This is a genomic window from Streptomyces sp. NPDC003379, assembly GCF_053589195.1.
In genome coordinates this window covers 1-16,955 of record NZ_JBSFRK010000043.1, presented here as the reverse complement: position 1 = coordinate 16,955, position 16,955 = coordinate 1, and the positions used below count along the sequence as shown (strand labels likewise).

Annotated in this window: 13 protein-coding genes and 1 pseudogene; 8 read left to right on the top strand and 6 right to left on the bottom strand. The window is 71.8% G+C overall.

The window, feature by feature from the left end; all coding sequences use genetic code 11:
- Positions 1-63: 63 nt before the first annotated feature.
- Together ACWDVB_RS31820 and ACWDVB_RS31815 are read right to left on the bottom strand one after the other, a co-directional pair.
- Positions 64-972 (bottom strand): LLM class F420-dependent oxidoreductase, encoded by a 909-nt coding sequence (locus ACWDVB_RS31820; RefSeq protein ID WP_451518439.1) that lies wholly within the window; start codon positions 970-972, stop codon positions 64-66.
- Between the two features lie 362 nt (positions 973-1,334).
- A complete protein-coding gene (locus tag ACWDVB_RS31815; protein ID WP_451518401.1) occupies positions 1,335-2,582 on the bottom strand; it encodes an amidohydrolase family protein in 1,248 nt (415 codons plus the stop codon).
- Between the two features lie 245 nt (positions 2,583-2,827).
- Here ACWDVB_RS31815 and ACWDVB_RS31810 point away from each other — a divergent pair, with 245 nt between their 5' ends.
- The 3 genes from ACWDVB_RS31810 to ACWDVB_RS31800 all read left to right on the top strand — a co-directional run bounded on the left by ACWDVB_RS31810 (position 2,828) and on the right by ACWDVB_RS31800 (position 6,578).
- The gene (locus ACWDVB_RS31810) at positions 2,828-5,803 is read left to right on the top strand and encodes a BTAD domain-containing putative transcriptional regulator (protein ID WP_451518400.1); all 2,976 of its coding nucleotides are present in this window, start codon (positions 2,828-2,830) and stop codon (positions 5,801-5,803) included.
- A 205-nt stretch (positions 5,804-6,008) separates the two neighbouring features.
- Positions 6,009-6,185, top strand: a complete 177-nt coding sequence (locus ACWDVB_RS31805; RefSeq protein WP_451518399.1) for a sigma-like protein — start codon at positions 6,009-6,011, stop codon at positions 6,183-6,185.
- Between the two features lie 192 nt (positions 6,186-6,377).
- Positions 6,378-6,578 (top strand): hypothetical protein, encoded by a 201-nt coding sequence (locus ACWDVB_RS31800; RefSeq protein ID WP_451518398.1) that lies wholly within the window; start codon positions 6,378-6,380, stop codon positions 6,576-6,578.
- A gap of 178 nt (positions 6,579-6,756) precedes the next feature.
- On the opposite strand, the gene ACWDVB_RS31795 is transcribed toward ACWDVB_RS31800, so the two are convergent.
- The gene (locus ACWDVB_RS31795) at positions 6,757-7,605 is read right to left on the bottom strand and encodes a hypothetical protein (RefSeq protein WP_451518536.1); all 849 of its coding nucleotides are present in this window, start codon (positions 7,603-7,605) and stop codon (positions 6,757-6,759) included.
- 231 nt (positions 7,606-7,836) lie between these two features.
- Between ACWDVB_RS31795 and ACWDVB_RS31790 the strand changes: the two are divergent.
- Positions 7,837-8,211 (top strand): annotated as a pseudogene (locus tag ACWDVB_RS31790) (VOC family protein); the annotation flags it as partial.
- 61 nt (positions 8,212-8,272) lie between these two features.
- Here the strand turns inward: ACWDVB_RS31790 and ACWDVB_RS31785 are convergent.
- Positions 8,273-9,910 carry a fatty acid--CoA ligase family protein gene (locus ACWDVB_RS31785; RefSeq protein ID WP_451518537.1) on the bottom strand — a complete coding sequence of 546 codons (1,638 nt, stop codon included), beginning with the start codon at positions 9,908-9,910 and terminating at the stop codon, positions 8,273-8,275.
- 152 nt (positions 9,911-10,062) lie between these two features.
- Here ACWDVB_RS31785 and ACWDVB_RS31780 point away from each other — a divergent pair, with 152 nt between their 5' ends.
- From ACWDVB_RS31780 to ACWDVB_RS31770, 3 genes are all read left to right on the top strand, one after another.
- Positions 10,063-11,214 carry a lipid-transfer protein gene (locus tag ACWDVB_RS31780; protein ID WP_451518535.1) on the top strand — a complete coding sequence of 384 codons (1,152 nt, stop codon included), beginning with the start codon at positions 10,063-10,065 and terminating at the stop codon, positions 11,212-11,214.
- Between the two features lie 98 nt (positions 11,215-11,312).
- Positions 11,313-11,774, top strand: coding sequence for a Zn-ribbon domain-containing OB-fold protein (locus ACWDVB_RS31775; protein WP_451518534.1), 462 nt, complete (start codon positions 11,313-11,315; stop codon positions 11,772-11,774).
- Entirely contained in the window at positions 11,771-12,559 is a 789-nt protein-coding gene (locus ACWDVB_RS31770; protein WP_451518533.1) for an enoyl-CoA hydratase/isomerase family protein, read from the top strand. Before ACWDVB_RS31775 ends, ACWDVB_RS31770 begins: the two co-directional genes overlap by 4 nt.
- A gap of 31 nt (positions 12,560-12,590) precedes the next feature.
- Here ACWDVB_RS31770 and ACWDVB_RS31765 read toward each other — a convergent pair whose 3' ends face one another.
- Together ACWDVB_RS31765 and ACWDVB_RS31760 are read right to left on the bottom strand one after the other, a co-directional pair.
- Positions 12,591-14,990: a serine/threonine-protein kinase gene (locus tag ACWDVB_RS31765; protein WP_451518532.1), complete on the bottom strand. Its 2,400-nt coding sequence runs from the start codon at positions 14,988-14,990 to the stop codon at positions 12,591-12,593.
- 244 nt (positions 14,991-15,234) lie between these two features.
- Complete coding sequence (locus tag ACWDVB_RS31760) at positions 15,235-16,074, bottom strand: VOC family protein (protein ID WP_451518531.1); 840 nt, start codon at positions 16,072-16,074, stop codon at positions 15,235-15,237.
- 157 nt (positions 16,075-16,231) lie between these two features.
- On the opposite strand from ACWDVB_RS31760, the gene ACWDVB_RS31755 reads away from it, so the two are divergent.
- On the top strand, positions 16,232-16,879 hold the full coding sequence (locus tag ACWDVB_RS31755) for a TetR family transcriptional regulator (RefSeq protein WP_451518530.1): 648 nt from the start codon (positions 16,232-16,234) through the stop codon (positions 16,877-16,879).
- Positions 16,880-16,955: the final 76 nt, after the last annotated feature.

Below are 16,955 nucleotides of genomic sequence, written 5' to 3'. Positions count from 1 at the left end.
AGGATCTCCTTGGTGGTCGAGGCGAAGGTCGGTGCGGTGAGGGACTGCGGTGCGGCGCATCGGTCAGTCGTCGAGGTGCGGGGCCACGTCGGCGGCGAACGCCTCCATCTGGTCCGTGAGTTCGGCTAGGTCACGGCTGCGGAAGCGGACCTGGATCTGATCGACGCCCATGGCCGCGTACGCGCGCAGCGACTCCGCCAGGGCCTCCGGCTCGCCGTGCAGCGTGCGGCGGCCGACGGACCAGCCAGGTACGCCGACGTACAGGGCCTCGGTGATCGCACCGACGGTGATCGGCTCCGTCACCCCGGCGTCCGCCCGCAGCCGCTTGAGCCTCGCGATCTGCGCGGGCAGCTTGTCGCGCGGGTCGCCCTGCGGCAGCCAGCCCTCGGCGCGGGTCGCGGCGCGGCGGATGGCGGCGGGCGAGGAGCCGCCGACCCAGACGGGTACATGCCGTTGCGCGGGGCGCGGCCGCTGGCCCAGGCCGCTGAAGTCGAAGCGCTCGCCGTGGTGCTCGGGGTACTCGTCCGGGCCGAGCGCCGCCTTCAGCGCGTCGATCGTCTCGTCGAGCAGTGGGCCACGCCGCCCGAAGTCGACGCCGAGCGCCTCGAACTCCTCCGGTACGTGTCCGGCGCCGACCCCGAGGATCAGCCGGCCGCCGCTGAGGTGGTCCAGGGTCGCGTACTGCTTGGCGGTGACGAGGGGATGGCGCAGGCCCACGATGGCGACGTGGCTCATCAGGCGGACGTTCTCGGTGACGGCGGCGAGGAAGGCGAGGGTCGCGACGGCGTCGTACCAGACGGTGCTCATGGCTTCCGCGAGGCGGCGGGGGATGGCCACGTGGTCGCAGGTGGCGAGGTAGGCGAAGCCGGTGCGGTCTGCGGTGCGGGCTATCTCGGCGAGGTCCTGGGGGGTCGCGTCGGCTTCCCAGGGTTCGGCGTAGAGGGAGCTTTGGGACTGTACGGGGAGTTGCATCCCGTAGGTGAGATGTCCTCGGGGGGAGCGGTGCGTCGGGTCGACGGCCACGGGGGACCACCCTCTGGGTCGGCGTTCTCTGACGGGTCGTCATGCATGGTGGTCCGTGATGGGGCGTCAGGCAAGGGGACGGCGGTCGGGGCCCCCGTAGGGGCCGAGCCCGCCGCTTCGCGGCGGAACTCTTCCACGCACCCGCCCATTTGCCCCGCGTCGAATGCCTCGGGTAGGAGCGCGGGTGTTCCTACGTGGAGGTCTGGATGCCGGGTAAACGGGCGGGTGGGTGGGAAACATCCGCCACGCAGCGGCGGAACAGGGCCGCCCCCAACGGCGAGAACGACACCCACCCCCCGGAGCCCCCTCCATCAGGCCCCCGGCCAGAGCCCCGCCTCCGTAAGACCGAGAAGGCCCACCGCATTGCCCCGCACGATCCGCTCCACCACCCCCGCGTCCAAATGCCCCATCTGCGCCTCCCCGACCTCCCGCGACCTGGGCCAAGTGGAATCGGAGTGCGGGTAGTCCGTCTCGTAGAGGACGTTCCCGACGCCGATCGACTCCAGGTTCTTCAGGCCGAACGCGTCATCGAAGAAGCACCCGTACACATGCTCGGCGAAGAGTTCGGACGGCGGCCGGTGCACCTTGTCGGCGACCCCGCCCCACCCCCGGTTCTCCTCCCATACGACGTCCGCCCGCTCCAGGATGTACGGGATCCAGCCGATCTGCCCTTCCGCGTACATCACCTTCAGGTTCGGGAAGCGTTCGAACTTGCCGCTCATCAGCCAGTCCACCATCGAGAAGCAGCAGTTGGCGAAGGTGATGGTGGAGCCGACCGCCGGCGGCGCGTCCGCCGAGGTCGACGGCATCCTGCTGGACGAGCCGATGTGCATGGCCACGACCGTCCCCGTCTCGTCGCACGCCGCGAGGAAGGGGTCCCACGCGTCGGTGTGGATCGACGGCAGCCCCAGGTGCGGCGGGATCTCGGAGAAGGCGACCGCCCGCACCCCGCGCGCGGCGTTGCGCCGCACCTCGGCGGCGGCCAGTTCGGCGTCCCACAGGGGGATGAGGGTGAGCGGTATCAGGCGGCCGTGGGCGTCGGGACCGCACCACTCCTCCACCATCCAGTCGTTGTACGCGCGTACGCCGAGGAGGCCGAGTTCGCGGTCCTTGGCCTCGGTGAACGTCTGCCCGCAGAAGCGCGGGAAGGTGGGGAAGCAGAGCGCGGACCGGACGTGGTTGACGTCCATGTCGGCGAGTCGGTCGGGCACGCTGAAGGACCCCGGGCGCATCTGCTCGTAGGTGATGACCTCCAGCTTGATCTCGTCCCGGTCGTATCCGACGGCCGTGTCGAGGCGGGTCAGCGGCCGGTGCAGATCCTCGTACACCCACCAGTCCCCGATGGGCCCCTCGTCGCCTTTCCGCCCCATGACCGGGGCGAACTTCCCGCCCAGGAAGGTCATTTCCTTCAGCGGGGCGCGGACGATCCGGGGCCCGGTGTCCCGGTACTTCGACGGGAGCCGGTCCCGCCAGACGTGCGGGGGTTCGACGGTGTGGTCGTCCACCGAGATGATTTCCGGGAAGGTCTCCGTGCTCGCCGCGCTCTGCATGGTGTCCATACGGCCACGGTAGCGTTGAACTGACGACCCGTCAGCAAGCTGTGCGGCGCCTCCTGGTGCCCACCGGAGCACGGCGTCATGCGGAACGGTGTGCGAGGACCCTGTGAGAGCCGTCTCCCACGGCTGACGCATCCGCCATGAACAAGGCAAACTGGCGGGGTGCACGAACCGAGGCACGGCACGACGCGGGCAGGGCAGGCCCGCGACCGGCAGGACTTGGGAACGGCAGGGCGGCAGGGGGAGCGATGGTCGATGTACCGCGAGTACCGGAGCAGTGGCATCCGGCCTCGGGGAACACCCCCGGGGGGCGGACCGAGGGGCACCCCGAGGTCCAGGCGTCACGCTTCAGCGTGCTCGGACCGGTGCGCGCATGGCTCGGCACGGAGCAGCTCCCGACCGGCTCACCGCAGCAGCGGGCACTGCTCGCGGCCCTCCTGCTGCGGGACGGCCGCACGGCCACGGCCTCGGAGCTGATCGACGCCCTCTGGGGCGACGAGCCGCCCTCGCAGGCACTGGCGGCGGTACGTACGTACGCGTCCCGGCTGCGCAAAGTGCTGCCCCCCGGAGTTCTCGTCAGCGAATCCGGTGGCTATGCGGTCCAGGTCGCCGACGGCGCCCTCGACCTGGCCGTAGCCGAAGATCTCTGGGCGGCCGCCGAGAAGGCCCGCGGCATCGGTGACCTGCGCCAGGCGCGCGCACTGGTGAACAAGTCCCTCGGCCTGTGGGACGGCGAGCCCCTGGCCGGCGTCCCCGGTCCGTACGCCGACACACAGCGCACCCGCCTCGACGAGTGGCGACTGCAACTGATCGAATCGCGTCTCGACATGGACCTGGAGGTCGGCTGCCACGCGGAGGCCGTCTCCGAGCTGACGGCCCTGACGGCGGCCCACCCCCTGCGCGAACGCCTGCGCGAGCTGTTGATGCTGGCCCTCTACCGCAGCGGCCGCCAGGCGGAGGCCCTCGCGGTCTACGCGGACACGCGCCGCCTGCTCGCGGACGAGCTCGGCGTCGACCCCCGCCCGGGTCTCAAGGAACTCCAGCAGCGCATCCTCCAGGCGGACCCGGCCCTGGCAGAGCCCCCGGCGGCGGACCGGGCACCGGCGACCACGGCGGTCCGCCCGGCACAACTGCCCGCCACCGTGCCCGACTTCACGGGCAGGGCCGCCTTCGTGGACGAGCTCAGCGAGATCCTCTCCACGGCCGAGGGCCGGGTGATGGCGGTCTCCGCGCTGGCGGGCATCGGAGGCGTCGGCAAGACGACCCTCGCCGTCCACGTCGCGCACGTGGCCCGCACCCACTTCCCGGACGGCCAGCTCTACGTCGACCTCCAGGGCGCGGGCGCGCGGGCGGCGGAACCGGAGACGGTCCTCGGCGCGTTCCTGCGCGCGCTCGGCACGGCGGACTCCTCGATCCCCGACTCCCTGGAGGAGCGGGCGGCCCTCTACCGCTCGGTCCTGGACGGCCGCCGCGTCCTCGTGGTCCTGGACAACGCGCGCGACGCGGCCCAGGTGCGCCCCCTGCTCCCCGGCATGGAGGGCTGCGCGGCGCTGGTCACGAGCCGCGTCCGGATGGTGGACCTAGCGGGCGCGCACCTGATCGACCTGGACGTGATGTCCCCCGAGGAGGCGCTGCTCCTCTTCACCCGCATCGTCGGCGAGGAACGGGTCACCTCGGAACGGGAAGCGGCCCTCGACGTCGTCGCGGCCTGCGGCTTCCTGCCCCTCGCCATCCGCATCGCGGCCTCCCGCCTCGCGGCCCGCCGCACCTGGACGGTCTCCACGCTCGCGGCGAAGCTCGCGGACGAGCGCCGCCGCCTGGACGAACTCCAGGCGGGCGACCTGGCCGTCAAGGCCACCTTCGAACTCGGCTACGGCCAGCTGGAGCCCCCTCAGGCCCGCGCCTTCCGCCTCCTGGGCCTCGCGGACGGCCCCGACCTCTCCCTGGCCGCGGCCGCCGCGGTCCTTGACCTCCCCCTGGAGGAGACGGAAGACCTCCTGGAATCCCTGGTGGACACCTCCCTGGTCGAATCCGCGGCGCCGGGCCGTTACCGCTACCACGACCTCGTACGCCTCTACGCGCGTGCATGCGCCGAACGCGACGAACAGCCTCCCAGCGAGCGCGACGCCGCGATGTCGCGCCTGCTGGACTTCTATCTGGCGTCGGCGGCACGGGTCTACGCCCTGGAGCGGCCCGGGGACCGGACGGTGGACCACCTTGAGGTGACCGAGCGGGCGGGCCTCGACTTCGCCGACAGCACCAAGGCCTTCGACTGGCTGCACGGGGAGGCTTCCTGCATCCTGGCGTGCGTGCAGCAGTCCCTGGGCCCCGCCGCACTGCGCCGGGCCGTCGACCTTCTCCTCGCGGCGAAGGACCTGGCGGAGTCAGGAGCCATATCGCATGGGTACGAGACGGCGACGCGCGCCGCCTGCGAGGCCGCCGCCACGGCGGGGGACGCGCTCGCCGAGGGCCGGGCACGGGTAAGTCTTGCCCAAGTGCTCAACAAGGTCGGTCGTTTCGACGACGCGGCCGTCGAGCTGGACCTCGCCACCGCGCTCGCCGCGAAGTCCGCGGACCCGTGGACCACCGGCAACGCTCTCAACGAGCAGGGGATCATCAACAACTGCATCGACCGGCCGGCGGTCAGCGAGACGCACCTGCGCAGAGCCATCGACGTCTTTCGCGCCGACGGCAACCGCCACAGCGAGGCCAGTGCCTTGTGCAACCTGTCCCGTGCACTGCTCGCGATGGGCCGCACCGCCAAGTCGATCGACCTCGCACGGCAGGGCATCGCCATCTACAGCGATCATGGAGTCACCTTCCGCCTGGCCAACGCCAAGTACGCTCTGGGCCTGGCACTCAGCGACGCCAACCGTCGTGCGGACGCTCTCGACCAGCTCAACGACGCCTTGCAGATCTTCGCCGAGAACCGCCAGCGCCTGTGGGAGGGTACGACGCACTACCGCATCGCCCAGGTGGACCTCGCGGACGGCCGTCCCGCGCGGGCGGCCCAGCATGCCGAACAGGCGCTCGCCATCGGATGTGTCGGCGGCGAGTGGATGCGGGCCAACGTACTGACCCTGCTGGGAAGCTCCCTCGCCGAACTGGGTCAGCTGGACCGGGCGAAGGCATGCTGGCGCGAGGCCCTGGCCATCCACGAGGAATCGAGCGCCCCGGAGGCCGCTCGGGTCAGGAATCTCCTCAATCCGGCAGCCGTCACCTGACGGCTCCCGGGTCACGTTCATCGAACGTTTATGAGCGGCTGCCACTCTCATGGAGTCGATCCGTCGCGTCGGGGGGCAGACGGGTCGCACGGGCCCTGCGGATAAGGTGAGCGGCCCAGAACGCCCGTTCGGCGGTCCTCGGGGGAGTCGCCGAACGGGCGTATTCGATACCTGAACCCCGCTCTGACCCTAGGAGTTGTCCCACATGAGCGAGATCGACAAGAAGTCCGTCATCACCACCATGGGTGAGGGCCACACGCCCGCCCCGCCGAAGGACGGCGCCGTCACCACGCAGGGCGAGGGCCACACGCCCGCCCCGCCGAAGGACGGCGCCGTCACCACGCAGGGCGAGGGCCACACGCCCACCCCGCCCAAGGACTGAGCCAGCGTCATATCCCGACGGGGGATCGATCGGCCGCGGCGGCGCGGAGGGGGAGCCGTCGCGGCCGACGCATGTCCGGGCGCCTGGACACGGAGAAGATGCCACGCCCGGCGATCAACGGAATCGAACGTTCAGTCGCCGCATCAGTAGGGTCACTCGACGTCGGAAGTCCGCCTCACCACAGGAGTTGGAATGACCCGCACCAAGACGTTACTCGTCACCTGCGTCATCGCTGCCGCCACCGCAGGCGCGGCAGCGACCCCGGCGCTCGCCGACAGCCACGCGCCGACTCCCCCTCGGGACGGCCACATACCGATCACCGCCCACCAGGACGGCCACTCGCCGACGGCGCCCCTGGGCGACGGTCACGCACCGACACCCCCGCAGGGCTGACACCGGCCAGGCGAGGGGCCGAGCTCACCCCTCGGCCCCTCGCCTGGCGCCACCCCACCTGACGGCGCCTCGCAGCCCAGTGCCACCCCATGTCCCCGCCCTGACCCACCACCGCCAGTGCCTCGGTCGCCACCAGCGCGGGCACGGCCAACTGCTCGGCCACCGCCCGGGATACGCGTCAGGCGGCCAGTCGCGCCGACAAGGACTCCTTCACCGCCGTCACGAACGCGTCCCGCGTCGCATCGTCCAGGAGGTCCAGGGACAGGTACGGATTCAGGTCCTCCAGTTCGACCAGGAGGAGGTCGCCGGACGGGGTGCGGCAGGCGTCGACTCGTTGGATTCCGTGGTCGATCGTGTTCCAGTCGACGAAGCGCTGGGCGAAAGCCAGATCGGCGGGGGTGGGGGCGTAGCGCTCCAGGCGCCAGCGGTGGTCGGGGGCGGGGGCGTGGAGCGCGTACTGGAAGGTGCGGTCGACGAAGTAGAACGAGACCTCGTAGGTGAAGTCGACGCGCGGCTGGATCAGGATGCCGGAGGCGGGGCCTGCCCCGGTCGTCAAGGCCGGCAGGGACTCCCTCGGCAGGAAACGCAGGCCTATCGAGTCCGCGCCCAGCTTCGGCTTCACCGCGTACGTCTCCGTGGCCGGGAGGCGGTCGACGTGCCGGGGGTCGTCGACCGTCGGGATCACGGGGTGGCCCGCGGCCGTGAGGTCCAGCAGGTACTGCTTGCCCGCCATGTCCGCCCTGCCGGTGAGCTGGTTGTACACGCGCGCCCCGCACCGCGCCGCCCGAGCCGTGAAGTCGTCCCACTGGTCCTGGTAGTTGAGGACCGGGCCGGTGTTGCGGACCATGACCACGTCGAAGGCGGACGTCTCCATGAGGGGCGCCGCGTCCAGCGGGTGGCACAGGGCCACGTCGAAGTCCTCGCGGAGGCGGGCGGTGAGGTAGATGTCCTCGTCGCAGTAGCGGCGGCCCTTGGCCTGGTAGGCGAGGTCGGTGACGATGAGGACGCGGGGGCGTGTAGTGCGCATCGCGCAATCGTCGCAGAACCGGTCACCCGAGCGTACGGGAGCTGTACCCGCGCTACGAGGACGACGCCTACGAACGGGCGCTTCATGGAGACCGGCTGCATCGCACCGCCCATCGGACACTGAGTCGCGGAGTCACCGAGTTTCCGAGTCACCGCGCTGCCGCGCCGTCGAGCCCTCGGGCCCCCATATATCGATGGACAGGCCCACCCCCCACCCCCAATAGTGCCGCCCATGACTTCTCTCGTGCGCCACCTCACATTCGACTGCCACAACGCCTACCGCCAGGGCACGTTCTGGGCCGAGGTCCTCGGTGGGTCGATCGCCGACGACGACTTTCCCGGGGATCCCGAGGCCCTCGTCACCACGACCGGCGTGACTCTCCTCTTCGTGACCGTGCCCGACGCCAAGACCGTCAAGAACCGTCTGCACCTGGACCTTCAGCCGCAGGACCGTACCCGGGACGAGGAGGTCGAGCGCGTCCTCGCGCTCGGCGCCAAGCAGGTCGCCGACCATCGGCGGCCCAACGGCCGTGGCTGGGTCCTCCTCGCCGACCCGGAGGGCAACGAGTTCTGCGTGGAGTGCAGCCAGGCCGAGCGGACGGCCATCCTCGCGGCCGAGGGCGCCTGACCGCCCGACCGCCCGGCCCTGGCGGGTACCGCCCGGTCGGCTACCGCGCCGCCCTGCGCAGCTCCCCCTTGACCACCTTCCCGCTCGCGTTCCTCGGCAGTTCCGCGACGAACTCGACGCCCCGCGGGACCTTGTAGTTCGCCATCTCGCGCCGCGACCACGCGATCAGGTCGTCCGCCGTCACCACCGAGCCGGGGCGCCGCACCACGTACGCCCTGCCGACCTCGCCGAGCCTCGGATCGGGCACGCCGATCACCGCGACGTCCGCCACGTCGGGGTGGACGCCGAGCAGTTGCTCTATCTCGGCGGGGTAGGCGTTGAAGCCGCCGACGATGAACATGTCCTTGATGCGGTCCGTGATGCGGAGGTTGCCCTCCTTGTCGAGGACGCCGACATCCCCGGTGCGCAGCCAGCCGTCCGGGGTCAGGGCGCGGGCCGTCTCCGCCGGGTCCTCGAAGTAGCCCCGCATGACGTGGTGGCCGCGTACGAGGATCTCGCCGGGGTGGCCGGGCGACAGCGTCCGCCCGGCGGGGGACACCACGCGTACCTCCGTGTCCGGTATGGCCCGGCCCGAGGTCGACGCGATGACCTCGGCCGGGTCGCCGCGGCGGCACATCGAGACGATGCCGCTCGCCTCGGAGAGTCCGTACGCGGTGAGGACCGTGCCCACCCGCAGCTCGCTCCGCAGCCGCTCGACCAGTTGGAGCGGTACGACCGCCGCGCCCGTCACCACGAGCCGCAGCGCCGACAGGTCGTGCTGGTCGCGGGAGGGGTGGTCGAGGATCGACTGGTGCAGGGTGGGCGGGCCCGGCAGGACGGAGATGCGTTCGGCGGCGACGTTGGCGAGGACCGTGTCGACGTTGAAGACGGGCTGCGGGATCATCGTCGCGCCCCGCATCAGGCAGGCGATGATCCCGGCCTTGTAGCCGAAGGTGTGGAAGAAGGGGTTCACGATCAGATAGCGGTCGCCCTCGCGCAGGCCCGCGAGCTCGCTCCACACGTCGTAGCAGCGCAGCGTCTGGGCGTGGGTGATCACGGCGCCCTTGGGGCGGCCGGTCGTGCCCGACGTGTAGATGATGTCCGAGGGCGCCGAGCCGTCGACCGCCTCCGCTCGCGCGCGGACGGCGGCCGTGTCGACGGCGTCGCCGCTCGCCAGGAAGTCCTTCCAGGTACGGAAGTCCTCCGGCGCGTCGTCCGCGAGCACGACCACCTGCTCCAGGTGCGGAAGGCCGGGCAGCGGGCCGCGCCCCGGCCCGTCGGCGGCCGCACCGTCGCCCCCAGGGCCACCGTCGCCCGCCGCGCGGCGCAGCGAGGCGACATACGACGTACCGAGAAAAGTGCCGGTGATGAAGAGGAGCCGCGCGCGGCTGCGGGCCAGGACGTAGGCGGCCTCCGCGCCCTTGAAGCGGGTGTTCAGGGGGACGAGGACGGCCCCCGCCGAGACCGCGCCGAGCGCGGAGACGATCCAGTCGAGGGTGTTCGGCGCCCACACGGCGACACGGTCGCCGGGCCCGACACCGCTCGCCACGCAGGCGGCCGCCGCACGCTCCACGCGCCGGCCGAGCTCCTCGTACGAGACACGGGTGCGGCCCTCGACGACCGCCTCCCGGTCGCCGTACCGCTCGGCGGCCGCCCGGACCAGCCCCGGGATGCTGCCCCACCGCAGGTCGCCGCGCATCGCAAGACCCAGATCGCCGCGCATCGCAAGCCCTCCCACCGCAGTAGCCCACCACTAGTAGCTGACTGTCCGTCAGATTAGCTGTAGCCTGGCGCGCTGTCAGCAGTTGGGACGCTGACCGAGTCCCTCGTCTCGCGGAGGTGCCGCTGCCCATGCCCTCACTCAAGGACGCTACAGCGATAGTCGGGATCGGCCAGACGCCCTTCGCCAAACAACTAGCCGAGAGCGAGAGGACGTTGGCGTGCCGCGCCGTCCTCGCCGCCCTCACCGACGCGGGCATCGCACCGTCGGAGGTGGACGCCTTCGCCTCGTACACGATGGAGGAGACCGACGAGGTCGAGGTCGCCAAGGCCATCGGCGCGGGTGACGTCACCTTCTTCAGCAAGGTCGGCTACGGCGGCGGCGGTTCCTGTGCCACGGTGGCGCATCTCGCCGCGGCCATCGCCACGGGGCAGGCGAGCGTCGGTGTCGCCTGGCGCTCCCGCAAGCGCGGCAGCGGCCCGCGCCCCTGGAAGAACACCGCCGTCCAGCTCCCCACGCCCGCGCAGTGGACGCGCCCCTTCGGGCTGCTCCGCCCGGCCGACGAGATCGCGATGCTCGCGCGCCGCCACATGCACGAGTACGGCACCACCCGCGACCACCTCTTCAACGTCGCCCTCGCCTGCCGCAACCGCGCCAACCAGAACCCGGCCGCGATGATGTACGAACGTCCGCTGACCCGCGACATGTATATGACGTCGCGCTGGATCAGCGAACCGCTCTGCCTCTTCGACAACTGCCTGGAGACGGACGGGGCGTTGGCGTGCGTGGTCGTGTCGGCCGAGCGGGCCCGTGACTGCCGTACCAGGCCCGTGTACGTCCACTCCACCGCCCAGGGCCTGCCCGCGCAGCACCACGGCATGGTCAACTACTGGAACGACGACCCGCTCTCCGGCCCCGCCTGGACAGCGGCCCGCCACCTGTGGAAGCAGGCCGACTTCGGCCCCGAGGACGTGGACGTCGCGCAGATCTACGACGCGTTCACCCCGCTCATCCCGCTCTCCCTGGAGGGCTACGGCTTCTGCGGGCGCGGTGAGGGCGGCGCGTTCACGGAGGGCGGCGCCCTGGAGAGCGGCGGCCGACTCCCCATCAACACGGGTGGCGGCGGCCTCAGCGAGGCCTACGTCCACGGCTTCAACCTCATCAATGAGGGTGTGAAGCAGTTGCGGGGCACGAGCACGGCACAGGTCCCGGACGCGTCGACGTGCCTGGTGACGGCGGGGGAAGGGGTCCCCACCTCGGCGCTGCTCCTGAGGGCCCCCTAGGCGCCTTCCGCCCCTGGGGCCCCGCCAGGGGCCTTCCAGGGGCGCGGGGAACTGCGCGACCAGCCACAACGAACCCGCACCCGGCAAAGGACAGTCACATGGCAGACGCGACGACGAAACCCGAACCCCTCCTCACACCCACCGTGGACGACGACGGCACCCCCTTCTGGGCCTACGCCGCCCGAGGCGAACTGCGCATACAGGCCTGCGCCGGAACCGCCTGCCGCGAGCTCCGCTTCCCGCCCCGTCCCTGCTGCCCCCACTGCCAGTCCTTCGACAGCGAATGGCGCAGGATGAGCGGCCGCGGCCGTGTCTGGTCCTACGTGGTCCCGCACCCGCCCCTCCTGCCCGCCTACGCCGCGCAGGCCCCGTACAACGCGATCGTCGTCGAACTGGCCGACGCCCCGCGCATCCGCCTCGTCGGCAACCTCGTCGCGGAACCGGACGCCCCGCTGAACTCCGTCGACCCGCGGCGGCTGCGGATCGGCGCGAAGGTGCAGGTGGTCTTCGCTGACGTGGGCGGGGTCACGGTCCCGCGCTGGGTCCTGGAGCGGCCGTGACACGGGCGACGAGCGCGCTGCGTACGACCGCCGACAAGGACACGGGCGTGGCGGTCCTCACCCTCGACCGCCCCGAGCGGCACAACGCCATCGACCTGGAGACGGCCGCCGCGTTGAGCGACGTCTGGCGGCGGTTCCGCTACGACGACTCGGTGCGGGCGATCGTGGTGACCGGTGCGGGCGACAAGGCCTTCTGCACGGGCATCGACCGCGCCGTGGAGGTGCCGCAGCCCGGCTCCCCGTACACGATCGACGATCCGCTCATCGCGATCGGCCCGAAGGCGAACGACCTCTGGAAGCCGGTGATCGCCGCCGTCAACGGCATGGCGTGCGGGGGCGCCTTCTACCTCCTGGGCGAGGCGGAGTTCCTCGTCGCGGACGAACACGCCACGTTCTTCGACCCGCACACCACGTACGGCATGGTCAGCGCGTACGAGACGATCCACATGGCGCAGCGCATGCCGTTCGGCGAGGTCGCCAGGATGTCCCTGATGGGCACGGCCGAGCGGATCTCGGCGCGCAGGGCGTACGAGACGGGCCTGGTCTCCGAGCTGACCCCGCCGGGCGGCTCATCGGCGGCGGCCGTCCGCGCCGCCGAGACCATCGCCTCGTACCCCACGGAGGCCGTGCAGGGCACGGTCAGGTCCCTGTGGTCGGCGAAGGAGGCGGCCCGCGCCCACGCGCTGGCGCACGCGCCCCATCTGATCGCGCTGGGGAACGTGCCGCCGGAACGGCAGGGAGAGCTGTTCGCGGCGCGGCGGGGTGGTGGGTTTCGGATCAGGTGATCGCCCCGCCCTACCCCGGGCCCCACACCCCCTAAGGACGAGGAGACGTCCCCGTGCCCCGCTCCGCGTCCAACGCGTACACACACCGGTCCTTGCTGCACGCGTACACCACCCCGTCCCGCACCACAGGCGCCCCCGTGATCTCCCCGCCGGTGGCCAGCTTCCAGCGGAGCCGGCCGTCGTCGGCCTTCAGGGTGTACAGCAGATGGTCCGTCGAGCCGAAGTGGATGCGCCGCTCGGCGACGACGGGGGCGCCGACGACCTCGCCGCCCGCCTGGAAGCGCCACTTCGGGGTGCCCGTCACCGCGTCGAGGGTGTAGAGGCCCTTGCCGCTGCCCACGTGGACGTGGCCGTCCGCGACGAGGACCGGCTCGATGGAGGAGCGGGACTCCGTGGCGATGCGCCAGCGGTCACGGCCGTCCGTGGCGTCGAGCGCGTACACCGTCCCGAGGTAGTCGGCGAGGTACACGCCGCCGCCCGTGACGGCGGGCCCGGGGGCGAAGGCGGGCGGGCAGAGGAAGGCGGCGGGCGCCTCGAAGTGCCAGCGGACGTGCCCGGCGGCGACGTCGACGGCGAGCACGCGGGTGCCCGCCGCGATGTACACGTAGCCGTCCTGGGCCTGGGTGAGCCGGACCGGCACGCCTCCGCAGGAGGCCGCGTCGCCCACGGGGTAGGACCAGCGTTCCTCGCCCGTACGGGCCTCCAGTGCCCGCAGCCTCGCGTCCTTCCAGACGTACACCGTGCCGTCGAAGACGGCGGGCCCGGCCTCCGGTGTCTCGAAGTCGGTCTGGGCGCCGGTGATCTCCCAGAGCTTCTCGCCGTTGGCGGCCTCCCATGCCTGGACGCCACCGCCGCGCGTGCCGGTGACGACCGTGCCGCGGGCGGCCTGGAGGGAGTACACCCAGGCGTCGGTCGGCAGCCGCCAGAGGTCGGAGCCGTCGGCGCCGTCGAGGGCGTAGAGGGTCGGGCCGTCGGAGGCGTGGATACGTCCGTCCGCGACCGCCATGGACCAGGCGACGTCCCGCGTCTTGAAGCTGCGGCGGCCGGTGCCGACGTCCAGCGCGTGGACCTCGAAGGAGGTGACGTAGACGAGGTCACCGGCGACGGCGGGTGTGCCCCACACGTCGTTGGACATCCGGAACCGCCACGGCCGCCACGTCTTGGCCCCGGCGTCCGGCGCCACGGCGGGCGCGGGCACGGCGGGCGCCGCCGGGGCGGCGCCGTTGGCCCCGCCCTTGGGGGACGCGGAGCGCGTCCAGGACGCGGCGAGCCCGAGGTCGCCGGGTACGGCGGCCGCGCGGGAGTCGGCGAGGCGCGGCCCGGGGCCGATCGGCACCTTGGCCCCGGCCAGGTGCACGGGCCCGGCGTCGGGCAGGCCCCCGAACGGCGCGCGGGACGGCGCGGGCGGCGGCTGCTGCGGGGGCGGCGGTGCGGTGACGGGCGGGGCGGTGACGGGCGCGGCCGGAGCGGCGCCCCGGGCACCGCCTGAGCTGCGCCCGGCGGTGACGGGGACCCGGGCCGGCGGTCGACCACCCCTGCGGGCCTCGATGAGGGCGACGGCCCGCTCGGGAAGCCAGGCGGAGGCCGTGCCGCTGTCGTCGTTGTCGGCGCTCTCGGAGGCGAAGAGGTGCGGGGCGAGCCTGGCCTGGAGGTCGGCGGGGCTGGGCCGCAGCGCCGCCTCCATCTGCATGCACGACTCGATGAGCGGGCGCAGGTCGTCCGGCAGCCCTTCGAGGTCCGGTCCTTCGCGCAGCAGCATGAAGACGGTCTCGACCGGGTTGGCGCCGTGGAAGGGCGCGTGTCCGGTGGCGGCGAAGACGAGCGTGGAGCCGAGCGAGAAGACGTCGCTCGCGCCGGTCACGCTGCGCGAGTCCTTGGCCTGTTCGGGCGACATGTAGGCGGGCGTGCCGACGGCGACGTTCGTCATGGTCAGGCGCGTGTTGGAGACGCCGGACGCGATGCCGAAGTCGATGACGCGCGGGCCGTCCTCGACGACGAGGACGTTGGACGGCTTGAGGTCACGGTGGACGAGGCCCGCGCCGTGGATGGACTCCAGTGCCTCGGCCACGCCCGCCGCCAGCCACCGCACGGCCTGGGTGGGCAGCGGCCCGTGTTCACTCACTATTTCTTCGAGCGAGGGCGCGGGGACGTACGCCGTCGCGAGCCAGGGCACGGCGGCGCGCGGGTCGGCGTCCACCACGGCGGCCGTGTAGAAGCCGGACACGGCGCGCGCGGCCTCGACCTCGCGCGTGAAGCGGACGCGGAACAGCTGGTCCTCGGCGAGCTCGGTCCGCACCGTCTTGATCGCCACGCGCCGCCCCGACGCGGAGCGCGCGAGATAGACCAGGCCCATGCCGCCCGCGCCCAGCCGTCCGAGGACCTCGAACGGGCCGATCCGCCTCGGATCGTGCTGCGTCAGCTGATCCACCACTTGCCCTGCCACCTCCCCGTACGCGGCCGCCGAAGAAGACAGCCCCGTGCAGCGTCTCACCACCGAGCCGCTACGGCGGCACGCACCCTGATTCTTCCTGTCCGAGGCTGCCGTGGCGAACCCGGGGCGGGATCGGGGTGTCTCCGGCTTCCCGCGGTTTCTCGCGGTTTCTCAGTGTTTTACAGGACAAACGCTCAGTGTTTTACAGGACAACACCGGGGGCGGGGCCCCGCGCACGGCGGTCTCAGTCCTGGAGGACCGCGAAGGTCGCCCCTTGGTTGTCCCTGAGGACCGCGATCCGCCCGTACGGGATGTCGTGGGGCGGCAGCTGTACGCGCCCGCCGAGCCGGGTCACCGCGGCGGCCGTCGCGTCCGCGTCGTCGACATTGAAGTAGACGAGGAAGTGCGGAGGCGTCTCCGGCCTGCTGTACCCGTCGGTGGCCGGGGACATCACGCTGCGCCCGCCGATCGCCGTGTCGGGCCCGGCCGCGGCCCCGGCGGGCGACCAGGTGCGGAAGTCGGTGCCGTCGAGGTCGAGGTCGAAGCCGCCGTATCCGAAGACGTCCTCGTAGAAGGGGTCGACGAGGGCCTTGTCCCGCGAGTACACCTCGCTCCAGCAGTACGAACCGGGCCGCTGCCGCTTGCCGAAGCCCTGGTGGGTACCGGCCTGCCAGAGCCCGAAGACGGCGCCCTCGGGGTCGGCGGCGAGCCCCATCGTGCCGAAGGGCCCGACGGGCCCGGCCTCCGTGATCATGGAGCCGCCCGCCCGCTTGATCCGCTGGGCGAGCGCGGCGGCGTCGGGGGTGGCGACGTACACGGTCCATACGGTGGGCATGCGGCCGTCGGCCTTGGGCGCGAGCGCGGCGACGGGCATGCCTTCGCTGTACGCCAGGGCGTAGCGCCCGCGCTCCGAGCCCGCGCCTCCACCCTTGCCTCCGCCTCCGCCTCCGTCTTCCTCGAAGGTCCACCCGAAGAGGTCACCGTAGAACCGCTTGCCGCCCTCGACGTCGGGGAGCATCGCGTCGACCCAGCAGGGCACGCCCTCCTCGTTTCCGCCCCCTGTGTCCCGCTCTGCGTAGTCCATGCCAGTCAAGCTAGCGGCCCTCCACGGCACCCGCAGCGCACACATTCGAACACTTGGCCAATTATTACGAGATGAGCCCTCCGCCGCTCCCACGCGCCCCAACCCCATTTGCACTCGGCCGAATCGCGCTCCGATCACCCCTCGGTAAGCTGACGGCATGACAGGACAGGTACGTACCGTCGACGGCCGCGTGGCCGGTCGGCGCGGTCAGGCGACGCGTCAGAAGCTGCTCGACTGCCTCAGCGAGATGCTCAGCTCCTCGCCCTACCGGGACGTCAAAGTCATCGACGTCGCCCGGAAGGCGGGGACTTCACCCGCGACCTTCTACCAGTACTTTCCGGACGTCGAGGGTGCCGTCCTGGAGATCGCCGAGCAAATGGCGGCGGAGGGCGCCGAGTTGACCCAGGTGCTCGACGGCCGCTCCTGGGTCGGCAAGGCGGGCTGGCAGACCTCCCAGGACCTGGTCGACGGCTTCCTCGACTTCTGGCGCAAGAACGACGCGATCCTCCGGGTCGTCGACCTCGGCGCCGCCGAGGGCGACAAGCGCTTCTACAAGATCCGGATGAAGATCCTCAACTCCGTCAACAACTCCCTTACGGACACCGTCAAGGAGCTCCAGACCAAGGGCAAGGTCGACAAGGACGTCAGCCCCGCGGCCATGGCGGGCTCCCTGGTCGCGATGCTAGCCGCGGTCGCCTCGCACCAGCGCGGGTTCCAGACGTGGGGCGTCAAACCTGCCGAACTCAAGCCGAACCTGGCGATGTTGGTACATTTGGGCGTCACAGGCAAAAAGCCGACGAAGTAGCGCTCAAGCAAAGCGGCCCGGACGGGCATGCTTCCCAAGTCCTGTCACCGCGACGGCGGATCACTGAGGTGATCCG

Excerpts from the sequence above, each read along its gene's own strand:
- ACWDVB_RS31805 (WP_451518399.1), top strand. The coding sequence starts at position 6,009 with ATGAGCGAGATCGACAAGAAGTCCGTCATCACCACCATGGGTGAGGGC.
- ACWDVB_RS31815 (WP_451518401.1), bottom strand. The coding sequence starts at position 2,582 with ATGGACACCATGCAGAGCGCGGCGAGCACGGAGACCTTCCCGGAAATC.
- ACWDVB_RS31780 (WP_451518535.1), top strand. The coding sequence starts at position 10,063 with ATGCCCTCACTCAAGGACGCTACAGCGATAGTCGGGATCGGCCAGACG.
- ACWDVB_RS31820 (WP_451518439.1), bottom strand. The coding sequence starts at position 972 with ATGCAACTCCCCGTACAGTCCCAAAGCTCCCTCTACGCCGAACCCTGG.
- ACWDVB_RS31760 (WP_451518531.1), bottom strand. The coding sequence starts at position 16,074 with ATGGACTACGCAGAGCGGGACACAGGGGGCGGAAACGAGGAGGGCGTG.
- ACWDVB_RS31810 (WP_451518400.1), top strand. The coding sequence starts at position 2,828 with ATGGTCGATGTACCGCGAGTACCGGAGCAGTGGCATCCGGCCTCGGGG.
- ACWDVB_RS31785 (WP_451518537.1), bottom strand. The coding sequence starts at position 9,910 with ATGCGCGGCGACCTGCGGTGGGGCAGCATCCCGGGGCTGGTCCGGGCG.
- ACWDVB_RS31775 (WP_451518534.1), top strand. The coding sequence starts at position 11,313 with ATGGCAGACGCGACGACGAAACCCGAACCCCTCCTCACACCCACCGTG.
- ACWDVB_RS31755 (WP_451518530.1), top strand. The coding sequence starts at position 16,232 with ATGACAGGACAGGTACGTACCGTCGACGGCCGCGTGGCCGGTCGGCGC.
- ACWDVB_RS31795 (WP_451518536.1), bottom strand. The coding sequence starts at position 7,605 with ATGCGCACTACACGCCCCCGCGTCCTCATCGTCACCGACCTCGCCTAC.
- ACWDVB_RS31800 (WP_451518398.1), top strand. The coding sequence starts at position 6,378 with ATGACCCGCACCAAGACGTTACTCGTCACCTGCGTCATCGCTGCCGCC.